This window comes from Peribacillus saganii, assembly GCF_003429095.1.
In the GTDB taxonomy this organism is placed as follows: Bacteria; Bacillota; Bacilli; order Bacillales; family DSM-1321; genus Peribacillus; species Peribacillus saganii.
On sequence record NZ_QVTE01000003.1, the window covers coordinates 52,925 to 67,732 of the forward strand.

At 38.5% G+C, this 14,808-nt stretch carries 14 protein-coding genes and 1 pseudogene; 3 read left to right on the top strand and 12 right to left on the bottom strand.

Annotation, left to right across the window (positions count from 1 at the left end; translation table 11 throughout):
• Positions 1–3: 3 nt before the first annotated feature.
• Complete coding sequence (locus tag D0469_RS01295) at positions 4–1,395, bottom strand: FAD-binding oxidoreductase (RefSeq protein WP_117324854.1); 1,392 nt, start codon at positions 1,393–1,395, stop codon at positions 4–6.
• 553 nt (positions 1,396–1,948) lie between these two features.
• On the opposite strand from D0469_RS01295, the gene D0469_RS01300 reads away from it, so the two are divergent.
• Positions 1,949–2,755, top strand: a complete 807-nt coding sequence (locus D0469_RS01300; protein WP_117324855.1) for an alpha/beta fold hydrolase — start codon at positions 1,949–1,951, stop codon at positions 2,753–2,755.
• Between the two features lie 691 nt (positions 2,756–3,446).
• Here D0469_RS01300 and D0469_RS01305 read toward each other — a convergent pair.
• Positions 3,447–4,220 carry a TerC family protein gene (locus D0469_RS01305; protein WP_117324856.1) on the bottom strand — a complete coding sequence of 258 codons (774 nt, stop codon included), beginning with the start codon at positions 4,218–4,220 and terminating at the stop codon, positions 3,447–3,449.
• Between the two features lie 176 nt (positions 4,221–4,396).
• The gene (locus D0469_RS01310; protein WP_117324857.1) at positions 4,397–4,717 is read right to left on the bottom strand and encodes a hypothetical protein; all 321 of its coding nucleotides are present in this window, start codon (positions 4,715–4,717) and stop codon (positions 4,397–4,399) included.
• A 589-nt stretch (positions 4,718–5,306) separates the two neighbouring features.
• Here D0469_RS01310 and D0469_RS01315 point away from each other — a divergent pair.
• Together D0469_RS01315 and D0469_RS01320 are read left to right on the top strand one after the other, a co-directional pair.
• Entirely contained in the window at positions 5,307–5,531 is a 225-nt protein-coding gene (locus D0469_RS01315) for a hypothetical protein (protein ID WP_117324858.1), read from the top strand.
• A 420-nt stretch (positions 5,532–5,951) separates the two neighbouring features.
• Positions 5,952–6,146: a hypothetical protein gene (locus D0469_RS01320; RefSeq protein ID WP_117324859.1), complete on the top strand. Its 195-nt coding sequence runs from the start codon at positions 5,952–5,954 to the stop codon at positions 6,144–6,146.
• A gap of 351 nt (positions 6,147–6,497) precedes the next feature.
• Here D0469_RS01320 and D0469_RS21830 read toward each other — a convergent pair whose 3' ends face one another.
• From D0469_RS21830 to dmpI, 9 genes and pseudogenes are all read right to left on the bottom strand, one after another.
• Positions 6,498–6,614: a CPCC family cysteine-rich protein gene (locus D0469_RS21830; RefSeq protein ID WP_117324870.1), complete on the bottom strand. Its 117-nt coding sequence runs from the start codon at positions 6,612–6,614 to the stop codon at positions 6,498–6,500.
• A 283-nt stretch (positions 6,615–6,897) separates the two neighbouring features.
• Positions 6,898–7,122: pseudogene (locus D0469_RS01330) on the bottom strand (NUDIX domain-containing protein); the annotation flags it as partial.
• A gap of 678 nt (positions 7,123–7,800) precedes the next feature.
• Complete coding sequence (locus D0469_RS01335; RefSeq protein WP_117324861.1) at positions 7,801–9,039, bottom strand: hypothetical protein; 1,239 nt, start codon at positions 9,037–9,039, stop codon at positions 7,801–7,803.
• 12 nt (positions 9,040–9,051) lie between these two features.
• On the bottom strand, positions 9,052–9,870 hold the full coding sequence (locus D0469_RS01340; protein WP_117324862.1) for a hypothetical protein: 819 nt from the start codon (positions 9,868–9,870) through the stop codon (positions 9,052–9,054).
• Complete coding sequence (locus D0469_RS01345; protein ID WP_117324863.1) at positions 9,867–10,556, bottom strand: ABC transporter ATP-binding protein; 690 nt, start codon at positions 10,554–10,556, stop codon at positions 9,867–9,869. Before D0469_RS01345 ends, D0469_RS01340 begins: the two co-directional genes overlap by 4 nt.
• A gap of 12 nt (positions 10,557–10,568) precedes the next feature.
• A complete protein-coding gene (locus tag D0469_RS01350) occupies positions 10,569–10,943 on the bottom strand; it encodes a GntR family transcriptional regulator (RefSeq protein WP_117324864.1) in 375 nt (124 codons plus the stop codon).
• Between the two features lie 550 nt (positions 10,944–11,493).
• Positions 11,494–12,339, bottom strand: a complete 846-nt coding sequence (locus D0469_RS01355; protein WP_117324865.1) for a manganese catalase family protein — start codon at positions 12,337–12,339, stop codon at positions 11,494–11,496.
• Positions 12,340–13,041: 702 nt separating this feature from the next.
• A complete protein-coding gene (gene guaC / locus D0469_RS01360) occupies positions 13,042–14,025 on the bottom strand; it encodes a GMP reductase (protein ID WP_117324866.1) in 984 nt (327 codons plus the stop codon).
• A gap of 539 nt (positions 14,026–14,564) precedes the next feature.
• A complete protein-coding gene (dmpI, locus tag D0469_RS01370) occupies positions 14,565–14,753 on the bottom strand; it encodes a 4-oxalocrotonate tautomerase DmpI (RefSeq protein ID WP_117324868.1) in 189 nt (62 codons plus the stop codon).
• Between the last annotated feature and the right edge of the window lie 55 nt (positions 14,754–14,808).

Consider the following 14,808-nt stretch of genomic DNA (forward strand, 5'->3'; position numbering starts at 1 on the left):
TCATCACACTCTTTCTTTCGGCTTTAATATTTTACCTGGATTTAATAGATTGTATGGATCAAGGGCTTCTTTGATTTTCTCCATTACGAAAAGTGATTCTCCATGTTCTTTATGCTGATATTTTAGTTTGCCGACCCCAACTCCATGCTCTCCAGTACATGTTCCACCACGCTCAAGGGCATATAGGACAATTTGTTCATTTAGCTCTTTGGCCCTCGCAATCTCTTCCTGATTGTTGTTATCAATCATCAAAAGTACGTGATAGTTTCCATCTCCTACATGGCCGACGATACCACCTGTAAGACCAAGGGAATCAACCGCTTCCCTTGCATGGCGAATTGCACCTGACAGCTCTGAAATCGGTAGGCACACATCAGTCACCATCAGTTTCTTACCAGGAGTGCCGTGAATATAAGCATAGGCAAGATTGTGGCGGGCTTCCCATAACTGGTTCCTCGCCGCATTATCTGTTTCGAATTTAATATCAAGACAATCATGGTCTTCTACTATTTCTCTTGTGAACTCTACATCCTGCTTTAATCCTGCTTCATTCCCATGAAACTCCAAAAATAGTGTTGGACCTTCGTTATAGCTTGTGTCACTAAAAAGGTTAACCTGCTTCATTGATGGTTCATCGACAAGCTCCACCCTTGCAATTGGAATACCAGCCTGCAAAATGGATACAACGGCATCTACTGCATTGTTCAACTCCGGAAATGATGCTCTCGCTGCCATAACATGCTCCGGAATTCCATAAACTTTTAACGTTAATTCAGTAAAGCAGCCAAGCGTTCCCTCTGAACCAACGAAAAGACCGTTCAGATGGTAACCAGACGACGATTTAGCGGCCAAATTACCGGTATGTATAATCGAACCATCTGCGAGAACCACTTCTAGATCACGGACTTGGTCACGCATCACACCATATTTAACTGATGTTGTTCCACTGGCATTGGTTGCCGCCATTCCACCCAAAGTAGCATCAGCTCCCGGGTCCACCGAGAAAAACAAGCCGTACTTTTTAAGTTCTTTATTCAGTTGTGAACGCGTTACGCCAGGCTGAACTTTTACGAGGAAATCGTTTTCACGCACTTCCAGGATTTTATTCATTTGTGAAAAATCAATCGTTATGCCATGATCATATGGTATGACATGCCCCTCGAGGCTGGAACCCAACCCAAAAGGGACCACCGGAATTTTGTACATGTTTGCCAATTTTACAACTTCACTTACTTGCTGTGCCGTTTCTGGAAAAACAACAATATCGGGAAGGCTTACAGCATGGTATGATTCATCCCTGCCATGTAATTCTCTTACTGTCTGGTTTACTGTTACCTGACTTTCGGATAGAACTTCCTTTAAGGCGTTGACCAGATTTACACTAGCTGCTTTCATCCAATTCTCCTACTTTCTGCGTTGTCATATCAAAAGAATTGGTCGGACCGATACTAATATTGGTCCAACCAGTCCTCCATAATTATACTAAATTATCAGAACAATACAATTATTTGTTTAATTAATTTTCTCTCTTTATTATGAATGGAACTTTTCGTACTATTTTGCTATTGAAATAATAATAGGAATACCTTATAAATTTAAAAGTCTATAATATAAAAAAGCAAAACTCGCAAATGCTTTTCTACAGAACATTGAGCGGGCTTGGCGAATTTTGCTAAAGCCTAGCGAAGTGTTTGACACAAAAACCCTTGTTTAATATAATAGATGCATAAACTTAATTTCTCCTAAAGGGGAGTAGCTTTTACAGCAAGGTCGTCATTACGGAGCAGCAGGCTCCCGGCTTTGTTGGCAACTTAAGTTGTTAGCAAGACCTTTATCAATTGGTAGAGGTCTTTTTGTTTTTTTGATAAGACCCTTAGACTTCTGCCGCGATTGGGCAGAAGTCTTTTTTATAGGCTGCCCCGATTAAAAGAGACCAAGGAGGGTAACCATGCTTTATTTTAAAACCTTTGAACTAAGTCCCCATCAAGACTGGGTTGTGTTTATCCATGGGGCAGGAGGAAGCTCATCCATATGGTATAAACAGATTAAAGAATACAAGAAATTCTATAATATCCTTTTGCTAGATTTAAGGGGGCATGGGAAGTCCAAGGACCATATAAAATCACCGCACCCATATACTTTTAATGAAGTAAGTCATGATGTTATTGAGGTATTGGATCATTTAAAAATTAATGCCGCCCATTTCATAGGAATATCTTTAGGGACCATAGTTATCCGAAACATAGTTGAATTGGTGCCTGGGAGGGTGAAATCCATGATTTTAGGGGGAGCGGTCCTTCGTTTGAATTCCCGGGTGAAGACGCTGATGTTCCTTGGGAATATCAGTAAAAAAATAATCCCTTACATGTGGCTGTATAAACTGTTTGCCTGGTGTCTAATGCCTAGAAAAAAGCATGAAATATCTCGCCTTTTATTCGTGGAACAGGCAAAAAAGCTCTGTCAAAAAGAGTTTATCAGATGGTTCAAGCTGACAAAAGATACAGCCCCTCTTCTGCTGGAGTTTGAAAGGAACCCAGTTGACGTTCCAACCATCTATATTATGGGTAATGAGGATTATATGTTTCTTTTGCCGGTGGAGGAGTCAGTGAAAAGAAGTAAAAATGCATCCCTGGCAATCATTGATGACAGCGGCCATGTTTGTAATGTTGATCAGCCTCAAGCATTTAATAGAATTTCACTGGAATTCCTGCAGTGCCAAAAATCGCATCCTATGCTGGCGTCACAATCTCAATAAAAACAACGGTGAAAGGAAAGATTATATTGAATCTCTTCATGAAGGATATGTCAAGCTATATTGAAAAAGAAATTGAACAATTACAAAAAATCCTTGCTCCATTAATGAAGTAGGTTTCTAAATTTCCATTTTTCACTATGCCGCTCATAGGGATTTCCCTAATCAGCCTTTCTACCTTTTATTTAAACGGACAGGCAACAAGGGAATCTTTCAAGTGACTTTCCCCGTAAGCACCAGCTAGCATAAAAGGATGTTAAGATTTATATTGTCAAAGTATCAGTACTCCAACAAAAATCGAAACTACAAATACAAGAATTAAAATAGTTTTGACCATCCGCCACAGAGATAATTCTTAATTATTGCAGGATACAACATCTAAAACTTGACCAGTGCGAGTAAGGTAAATTTTGTTTTGCTCTTTTGTGTATTTAGTTCAATAATGTCAATAAAAAGGTGCGTTAATCCTGCTTGGATCAACGCACCCGAAAGCTACTCACAGCCACAAAAATCAACTATTCACCACAAAAAATGAAAATATTTCTTAAATGAACTTCAATACTCATTCGAAGGTCGATAGATTAATCTTTCGTATTGCTTTTCTTGGTGTGGCAAAAGTACACCTGTGTATTGGCAGCCTGCTACATTGTTATATGTCATTAATTATTCTCATCTTCCTCTGTTTATTCTTTGGTTAGGATTTATTTTTCGCCAATGACCTACTAGCAGGCGCAAACCAGCCGATTAAAGCAATAGCGACTAATACTCCATAGAAGATCAGAGTCCAAATGGTACTGTGGGGAAAATGATGATCTAAGATACCAATATCCTCATGGGCAAGAGTAATGACAGCAAGTTTGACACCGACCCAGGCGACAATTGCATATGCAGTCGTTTCCAATGCTGGACGTTTCTCGAGAAGTTGCACAAACCAGGTTGCTGCAAACTTAATCAACACAAGGCCAGCAATACCTCCAAGAACAACTACAATAAACTGTCCACCATCCATGCCGCCGAAATTATCGAGCGGTGAATCCGGAAGACCAAGGGCAAGAGCAACCGCAGCTAGAATCGAATCAATTGCAAAAGCGAGGTCAGCTAAAGCAATTTTCCCTACTGTGGCCCAGTAACTTTTCCCAGCGGATTCCTCTTTCACATCCTTATGAATATTCTCATTTTCTTTCCCGAACCGGGCCTGAATGACATGTTTTAAGCCTAAGTATAGAAGATAAGCTGCTCCTATCGCCTGTATCTGCCAGACGTTTGCGATAAAAGAAATTGCAAATAGTGCAGCAAATCGGAAAGCGAAGGCCATAATGATTCCGTAATTTATCGCTCTTTTTTTCTGTTCTTCGGGTAAATGCTTGGCTATAACTGCTAGTACAAGGGCATTGTCAGCCGATAACAATCCTTCTAATCCAATTAGAATGAGCAATGCCCAGGCATATTCAAGCCAAATTGATTCCATCCACCTCTCTCCTTTCTAAACACAAATGTTATGTAAAAATTTTCGCTACCAATAGAATTGCCCTCTAAGGCACAGGAAATCCCAGAGAAACGGCTTTATTAATTAGACAGCTTCTCCACTGTATTCTATTTGTCATAATAAGTATATGATTATTGACTATTCCTATACTACGCAGTTTATTGATCTTCAGAATACTTACGGAATACTTTAATATGCTGCTTCTTCATGTTAAAAGTAAACTCTATGTCCCAACTAGATTTTTTAACTTTAATAGCATCTTCTTTAAAGTAAAATACAAACACCGTATCTAATTCATGATCAACAATTAAATAATTGTGATCATTGTCCCAAAATGAGAATTCGGCATTAGTGTACAATTTCCAGCCATTGTTTAACTGGTGTTGTTTCATGTGGGGAAGCTGATTTAATTTTTCCACTTGTTTTCTCCATAATTCTCTTTGTGATTGAGATTTGTTGCTTGATTCTTCTTCAGGCATAGTCTTCACATCCTTTCATTTTTATGATTTTAAATTTTACAACATTTGGGTACCACCTAACGAAAACCTTGTGTATTACGTTTAAAGCTGTTCAAAATTTTACAATCGTAAAAGGGGTGGTATTATCACCTCTCTCTGGTTCATTGTTTGTTACATTGGATAATAATCCATGGGGTTCCCATTCTTTAATGGATTCTTATAGAGCATCAAATGTATTCGCATCAATTCCCCCATTCAAAGTAGTTAGGGTAATTAATTCCCCCTTTTTATTAAAGTAAACTTCGCATTAATTCAATAAGAAAAAAAGCCGCCTGTAGTTAAGTGGGTACTTAAGCCAAAGTACCCGTTAGTCACAAGGTTTTTTCACCGGTAAAAGCCGACAAAGGGTAAGCATACCCAACTTGTAAACCTTAATAATCACCTTAAATGACAAGAATTCATTATATTTCGTTGAAATTTTACAATTTTCATTCTTTTTAGGTAAAAATCCCCTAAAATTATAGGTTTGGTTTGTGGTATATTTGGGTAAAGAAATATTTTTTAATGTTTGTAACTTTATTTCCTAAAAAAATTGTAGGAGTGATTTTATATGAACTTGGATACAATCAAGAAAATGTTACAAGATTTAATCTACTTTGATGATTGTGAAATCACCCATACTTGTTCAAAAAGTACGCTGCCTTTTTCAATAACAGTTAAAAAAGAAAAAATGCAAAATTATTTCTTAATCACTTTCTTGAAAACAGAGCATACGGAATTTTACACTGATGTAGAATCAGCTGCCTTAACCATTAATAAATTGATAAAAAACTAGAAAATAATGACACTAAGGACAAGTGGTAAATAGCAGAAAAACAAATATAAAGAACTTAACAATTGGAATGATTACATAAATTGTGGTACAAGTTTTGAACTTACGAAACAATTGAAAAGATTATCATTATTATCAGAAAGAAGCATCAAATACTGCACTGGAAAACCTCTTCCTCCCCCTCATGAAGAGGTTTTTCTATCAAATGCGTATTATTTTGATACTTATTCCACTATTCAATCAGTTAATTTTCCCTCACCTTTGTAAACTAACAATTTTCTTAATTTTTGTAATATTTTATCTTTTATTGACGAAAACATCATACTGTCCCCTGTCTTGTGGTAGTGTGTATGTATAACATACGGCTACGCTTTTTGCCGTACATGATTGCCGAAAAACAAAGATAGGAAGGAATGGTAGGAAGTGGCGGAATTCCAGTACGGAGAAGAATTAAAAATGCTAATGTATGAATTAAAGATTGCTGACACAGACCCGCAAAATGCATGGGTAGTGAATGAACTGAAAATCGCGTTGGTTGAAAAACTGGGTGATTGCGACCGTGTCAAAATGAAGTTGAAATCTCTTTTTTTACGGAATTCTTCTGATACTTACTTTTAAAAAATAGACGCTTTATCCCCAGCAGAGGGATTTTAATTAATTGTTTTCTCATTTCCAATTTTCCTCAGGTTGAAGAGAGGTGTTCCCCCCGGAATCGTATATAACATTAGTGTTTGTTGTTTCCTCTCTTCTCCTATTTTATGCTCATAATAACCTAAAGTCTTTTAAAGTAACGATCGCCCATACATGATGACATGAAGGGCGTTTTTTATGTACTAACGTTGGAATAATCCATTCCAGTTTTATGAGGCTTAGAACGTGTGGTACCGTCAGAATGAAGTGGTCTCCATTCTTTATCTCTATCAAAGCCTTTGTAATTCTTCATAGCTGGTATAGTTTTTAAAATTTTAGCTACTCTTCACATAAACTGCCATCATTTGGACCTAAATCTAATGCTAGATATTCAAGTTGCGTAGGGTCGTCTTCCCAATTGCAAATATCACATATATCATAAATTACCCCGTCAATAAGGAAAAAGCCGCCTTAATATGGCAGCCTGTTCTAAAAGAAAAGACTGGAAACACCCTCTTATATTCACAGCCACCCTTCATTGTTTACATCTAAAATACATAGCTTAAATCTTCTTCATTACTTTTTCGATTATTTTTCCAACAGTCGTTCCAGCTTTTTTTGTTACTTGCTTCTTTATTTGCTTCTTTATTTCCTTCTTTATCATGCTCTTTAATCCCATTCTTTTTCCCTCTTCCTATAATTACTAACCTGTCCCTTTAATTCAATATGAAAATGCCAAGGATGAACTATTAACATACCTTAGATTTGAAACCTCTACCCCAACTTCTTCAGCAACTTCCCTTTTAAGCGTTCTTTCTAAGATATCTGTTGAGGTTCCTTCTTTTTCTACCTTGCCACCAACGAGAGAGAGAAATCCTCCTGTATGTTCTTCTTTTTCGCTACGTTTTATTAACAGCCATTTTTCATTTTTGTATATGGCACCTTCAACATTAACGATAAACATTATACTTGCCTCGTAAAAAAAGCCTATGTTTACTTTCTACATAGGACTTGCATTTTCCTTTTTCAATTGTTCTGATTGAACTCCCTCCTTTACTTGAAGAAAAAAGCTGCCTATTTAGGCAGCTCTGAATCTTGAACTTACACACCATATGGTTAAGTAAAGATCTTCACAATCTTCTTTCAAAGAAAAATCCCTATTTATTATAATAAGGGGAGGGAAATTAATTCAAATTATAAAAGAATATAGACTTTCCGCGTATATGTTTTTTGTATCTTATTTTGTTATGTGTCTTCTGAAAATTTACAAGTACATAACATCTAGTACAAATCTAATTAATATACATGCGTTATTCTATATTTAGTGGGGATAGCGCGAGTGGCTATCATGGTATTTGGCGTAGGCGGAGCCGGTACTATTTGTTTCTTTTTGTCAAAAATTGCAGCTGTATTTCTCCCCGTTTCTCAACCTTTCTGAATTTTTTAACTTCATAAAAATCTTTTGTCATAAAAAATAAGAACTTCATTTTATTAAGGCACTAATCCTTCATAGAATAGTGCCTTTATCTAATTGACTCTCCTACTTCGCCTTCATTTGCCGCTACTACATTTACCAATTAGGTGATCCTTTGATTTCCTCGAAAGGATGATCCGATTGAAACACCCATTGTTTAAACTTGTCTTATTTTATTTCCATGTAATGGGTCCGGAGAATCCCTTCCATTTCCGTCCCTTTTTTTGCTACCAGCTTACCCTTATACACTGTCTTGCCTGTCATTAAATCGGCAATTATGAGCTGGGCCGGCGGCTGTTTCGTCTGACGGGGATAACTTTCATCTGCAGAATACAAATATATTCTACTGTTTTTAATGATAACCTTGGTATCTTCAGTATTTTTACTGGATAGGACTGGAAATTCAAATGTCTTCATCAGTTTCTTTCTGTGTATATCATATGTTTCAATTTTTAATTTCTCAGCATTTCGTTCAATAACGTATATCGCGGAATCATTATAAAATGACTCATATCCAGAATAATCAGGATTATTCAATCTACCTGTTTGAATCGTTTGTTGTTTTCCTGTTTCAAGATTATAAGCAATCAGCTCGCTCGCTCGTTTTTCCATTGTCTTGTTCCCGTAGCTGTCTGTTCCTTCTTGAACCGAATATTTTTCATAAACGATATATTTGTTTGGGTTCCTTATATTGTTTTGAGCCAATCTTTGATAATTAATAAAGCTTTCCCCAGCGTTTTCACTATAAAAAATAAGATCGTCTGCAATGATTTTTTTGCTTGATAAATCGATGGTGTATACGTGGACTTCTTTGTCCTCAAAATCTGAATTTGTATAGGGAGCATGCTCCGCGACCACTTTCAACATCCGGCCTACCATCTGAACATCCACTTCACCCATGTATATAATAGATCTCTTCATCGGAATTTCAATTTTAATATCAGTTCGTTCTTCATTTTCCTTGTCCAGAAGCGAAATGCTGAATGAAAAATCTTTCTTTTCGCTACTGCCCTCTTCCTTAATTGTAGCATATAACAGGAAATCTTTATCTTCATAAAAAGACGCTGATCCCCATTTCCCCCTCATGAAGGACCGGTATTTCTCCTGAAGATCTATTAATCCATATTCTCCTCTATATCCCTCGGTGAATTGTTCAATAAGCGATTGTTCACTGCTGTATTGAATCTCATTATCTACTATTTGCAGGCCTTCCGAACTTCCAAAATGGCCAGATCGGTCAAAGGATCCAGCTAATACGATAGGCATTATTTCACTATCGTCACCTGACTCCTTCACAAATGTAAACTGTGGAAGGCTGCTTGCAGATACTGCATTCCTGATATAAAAAGTGCCAATTCCGAGCAAAACAGCGAGAGTAATTACTATTGTCTTCCAATATCGTTTCATTCGTTCCCCTCCTCACACAGTTACCTTTTTATTTAATAGAAACCGGCTGATGACGATTGATAATGCAGTGATCAAAATAAGCAGCACGCCCTCCAGAAGCAACAGCTCTGTCGGATAGAGCATATCCTCCGCAAAAAACGGTGCCATAAGCAGCAGTCCGGCAAAAATGATGAATAGAATCCCTATCACAATTCCCTTCCAACGGAAGCTTCTCTCGAATAATATTGCAGTAAACAGAAGGAATACAGCCATAATGCCAACGCCATACGACAGCAGGAATTGATCGAAAGAATGCGGGATAATCAAGGACAAAAACCAGAAGCTGTTCAGTGCATGATGATAGTCTGAATAGCCAAGAAACTCCGCAGGTACCAGCGATTCAAGAATCGTCTGCTGCATCGGGAGCAGGAACAGCTGAAATGCGATCAGTCCAAGAACCAGTAGGACAATCGCTGTAGCCTTGGCGAAAAAGATGTTGATTCGTTCAGTAGGCAGCATCAGCAGCCGGTAAATAAATGTATTTTTCCCGAACCAGTCACGGTACCAGATCAAAAAGATATACAAAATCAATAAAGCTGCGCTTAGTGCGATCGGACCAAGGAACCATAGGCTTGTTATGATTTGCGAAAAACTGATCGTACCATGGCTACTAAGGAATTCTGCCTGTGTTATTGATTGCTCCCGCATGACCCTGCTTGCTTCACTTACATAACTTTTTGACCTTACAACAACACCGGCAAATTGTGAAACTGCTACAATCGCTAATAGTGATGCAAATAATTTTGATGCTCTGTTTATTTCGAAATTTACCAATTTAAGAAAACGGTTCATCTCAAAAACACCTCTCTCATCACATCGACAACCGATTTGCCCTCCTGCATTCGGATCTCTTCAGTGTTGAATTCTTTCAGGACTTTCCCATTTTCGAGCAAAACCGCCTTGTCTATTAAATGTTCAATGTCACCGATTTCATGAGTCGTGATTATTACGCCCCTGTCTTCAATTAAATGGCTGTTAAAAACGTCAGCGATTTGTTCACGGCTAAACATATCGATTCCCGAGAACGGTTCATCCATCAGTACATAATCCACATCAATGGACAATCCAAGCAGCAGATTGATTTTAGCTGCGTTTCCCTTTGACAGTTCTGATATGCGGGTATTTTCATCAAGTTTGAAAAATGACAGCAGCTGTGATGCGCGATCCGCATTCCAATTGGTGTAGAAGTCCCTCATGAACATCATGGATTCCTTGATCGTCATGTTGGGCAGCATGGTGATCGTATCTGGAATGAATGTGACTTTTTCATAGCTGCTTTTTGAAATTGGTGACTCATCAATCAGGATTTGACCTTCGGAAATAGGTGTCAAAGCCATAATTGCTTTTAATGTAGTCGTCTTACCGGAGCCGTTGATTCCAATCAAGCAGGTTATTTCCCCTTTGTTCGCCTGAAAGGATAATCCGTCAAGCACCTTTTTCCTGCCGAATTTTTTCGAAATATTTTTCACTTCAATCACGTTGCCTGCCTCCTACTCCTCAATGTTCGCCACATATTTTTCCTTTACCAGCGCCAGCAATTCATCGACCGGAACATTGATCGGCTTTACCGATTCCAGGAACGTATCGATTGCCTGGAGAATCAGCTCTTCCCGCACACTGTTTAAAATCTTCTGGTCCGTTGTAATCCGGCTTGGATGATTTCTTTCTGTATAAATCAAACCTTGTTCCTCCATTTCCTTATACGCTCTCTGAGCCGTGTTTGGATTGATTTTTAAACTGGCCGCAATCTCCCTTCGTGACGGTACTTCCTGCCCTGCAATAATTGAACCTGTCGCAATCTGTTCCTTAAAATAGCGGACAACCTGTAAATACACTGGATCGCGGTTATTAAAGGTAACATTCATTTCAACACCTCCGATGTACACTCACTTTTATAGCTGGATTGGTAATTATTAGTGTATGTATTAAGTAGTCCATACATCTTATATTTGTACTATATACTTAATACACTTTTATCGTCAACAGAAAATTATATTTTTTTCAGAATTTAATGAGAATTACTGCTGTGGCTGCCCCAGCTATTTAGATAACCATAAAACCCCAAGACAGAGTCTTGGGGCAGATGCAGCATGTAACTTAAGTTGCAGTTAGAACTATAAAGCAAATGCTGTTTAATTTTAAATCTTAAAGTAATCACCATATAACCCTTGTAATTGGTTGCTGTTCGCGGAGTTTTTGCGTAGCTGAAACCATGTTTAAGGATGCAATTGTTTCTTCTTCCTGGGGTGTTTTCAATCCCACGAACAAAATACCAATTTAGGTTTGTGACAGGGCTTGTTAACATCCCTTTTAGAAGTCTCTTTCGTTAATACCTGTGAAAAAAAAGCCCAAAAAACAAGGATAACCATATGCGGTTATCCTTCTTGTAAGTGGCTATTGAGGGATCCCGCTGTTTTAACATTTATTTATGGAAGGAAGCGGTCCAGGAGGAGTATCATGTGTATAAAGAGGAGCGGGCGGTAAAAACGCTGGTTCCCCGTATGGCTGCGGCTGCCGCACATATTCGATGATTCCGCATCTGTCCTTCGATATTCCGTTTGCCCATCGTCCTGTACTGCTTTCTTCCCCGCGGGAAAGATTAAAATATTTGTATGAGAATTCAGTTCTTTCTCTGTCAATTGGGAAGGTACCTGGTGCCACTTTACCTTCTTTCGCTTCTATTTCTGAAATGGCTGCCATCCATACATTTTGGTGCATTGTGTCTCTAGCGATTAAAAATGCCAGAGTGTCTCTTACCCCGGGATCATCGGTCAATTCAAACAATCGTGCAGTTTGCAGCCTGCTTTGCGACTCTGCTGCCAGATTCATTCGAAAGTCTGCGAGCAAATTCCCGCTGGCAGCCGTGTAGCGTCCGTTCCAGGGAACACCTTCACTGTCTTCAGGCAGTGCTCCGAGGCCCGCTGCGATAAATTGGCGGGGATTCATTCCGCCCAAAGCAGCATATACGAGAGGATCTGAGGACGCTGCGATTTCCTGTTCTTTTAAAGGAGCACCATCGAGAAGCCTCGCAATTAATGTGGCTACAATTTCCACATGAGATATTTCTTCAGTGCCGATATCAAGCAGCAGATCACGGTATTTTTGCTCTGCACGGGAATTCCACCCCTGCATGAGGTATTGCATCATGACTGTCATCTCACCAAACTGCCCGCCCAAAATTTCCTGGAGCTTTCTTGCGAAGGCCGGATCAGGCCTGCATGGTTTTGCCTCAAATTGGAGTTCCTTTATGTGATAAAACATTTCAACACTTCTTTCTAATAATTTATGAGCTTTTTATATTATGAAAGAAGTTATATTATTGCCTACATCTTTTGCCCATGATTTTGATGAAATCGTCTAAAATTTATGGCACATATAAACATAAACTCTATTACAAATAACAGGGTTACTGGTACTGTTAATTTTCGCGGCAATAATATCCAACCAATGGGTAATAGGATGAAATTACTGCTGTACTGGAGAACCACCCATAATTTGTTATCTAGAGGTTCGATTTTGTTCAAATAGTTTTACAGCTACATATTCTTTTCCATTCAGGGTAATTATACATGACTTCTCTGTACAAATTTGGTAACATAAAGTTCATGTTGAAGTAGATCATACCGTTTTCACCTCTAGACCGGCCCGTTTAGAAAAATCGGCTGTGACTACTTCAGCTGATAAAAGCAACGATTTACACCACGATCCGCTATTTCAGATAAAACCGCCATATACAAACGCCGCTTTTGGCGTTTTTTCTCTGTGTATTACTATGTCTGAACTCCAAAGAGACGCTTATCCCGGAAGTTCCATTTGTCAAATCAGTAACTTGATATATTAAACACTCTTCTTTACCTAAGACGATAGTTGAACAAGAAAAAAGGCCGCGCAATCGCAGCCTTGATCGTCAAACTTTTAAGTGAGCAATTTAATAAAAATCCAATCCCTCTCGCTTTTAATCTATTAAAATACTCGGTCACCGTTAAAGATTGAATTCTTTACGACGACGTAATCCACGTTACGGATTGCTTCCAGCTTGTTTCCTCCTGCGTAGGAAATGGAGGATTGAAGATCTTGTTCCATTTCTATTAAAGTATCTGATAATAACCCTTTGTGTTCCACAAGTATTTTTTTACCTTCAACATTTTTCCTCTCGCCCTTTTGGAATTCCGAAGCGGAACCAAAATATTCTTTATATAGCTTCCCGTCTTTCTCAATTGTTTCCCCAGGTGATTCTTCATGCCCGGCAAACAATGAACCAATCATGACCATAGATGCACCAAACCTTACAGATTTCGCGATATCGCCATGTGTACGGATGCCTCCATCCGCAATGATCGGCTTGCTGGCTGCCTTTGCACACCAACGGACTGCAGCCAATTGCCAGCCGCCCGTTCCAAATCCGGTTTTAATTTTCGTGATGCATACCTTTCCAGGCCCGATTCCCACCTTTGTCGCATCCGCACCGGCGTTTTCCAATTCCCTGACGGCTTCAGGAGTTCCGACATTCCCGGCGATAACAAAGCTATGAGGTAAGTGTTTCTTAATATGCTGGATCATCTTGATCACCGCATTTGAATGGCCATGTGCGATATCAATCGTAATGTATTCAGGTGAAAGTTGTTCTTCTGCCAATTGTTCTATGAATCTATATTCTTCCTCTTTAACCCCCACACTAATGGATGAGAACAATTCACGCGATTTCATATCTTTCACAAACGCCAGCCGCTTCTCTGGCTCAAAACGGTGCATGATGTAAAAATAACCATTTTCCGCTAAATAAATGGAGACCTTTTCATCTATTATCGTTTGCATATTGGAAGGCACTACAGGCAGCTTAAATGTACGTCCGCCAAAGGTGACTGTTGTGTCACACTCGGATCGGCTTTCTACCACGGATTTTGCCGGAATCAATTGAATATCTTCGTAATCAAATACAGTTTCCATGAATTACACCCCTAAAATACGAATATTAAAGTTAACGTTATACAAAAACATTCGGATAACCTTTGTAAATGTACAACATTTTTATCAGCGTGTCAACGTTTTCATACGGCAAACAATGGAAGATTTTTTTTATAAGAACAATTGAGATAGCAAGAGCGACTTTACAGGAAACAAACATCGAAAATTCCTTTTTTAAAAGAGGACCTACCCTGGCAGCCAAGGATTGAGCAAAACTTCTCCCAAATAGTGAAATTAAAATCATTCATAGAATTATTAATTATAAAGTTACGTTTATTTTGGAATGAAATTAATAATAACGGCGGAAGGAAAGAAAAAAACTCTGAGAGTTGTGTGGCAGATACCTTTTTGCATATATTAGGGGAATTGTAGCCTACATACTATTATCCAAATGAATCTGACTCAAAAGTCGGTAGACAATCTTTTGAATCAGACTATTATTAAACCCTGGGCCTAGGGTTTTCTTTTCTATAATAAGAAGAGGCGGCTTACGTCTTAGCCACCTCTCGTTCTAATTAAAATTATTTATGGAGTTCTGAAAGCAGTTTTCCACCCACCCCAACATTGTCTGACTCATTCTCTCTAATAATTACTGTAAATGCCTGTTCAGGCATATTTAATACCTCTCGGGACACTTTTGTGAATTCCTCAACTAATTCAGCTTTTTTCTCTTTCGATAGAACAGGCCCATCAAATTGAATGTACGGCATACATATTCACTCCCTCTATAAATGTTGATTTATCAACGGTTTGACCCGTTGGTGG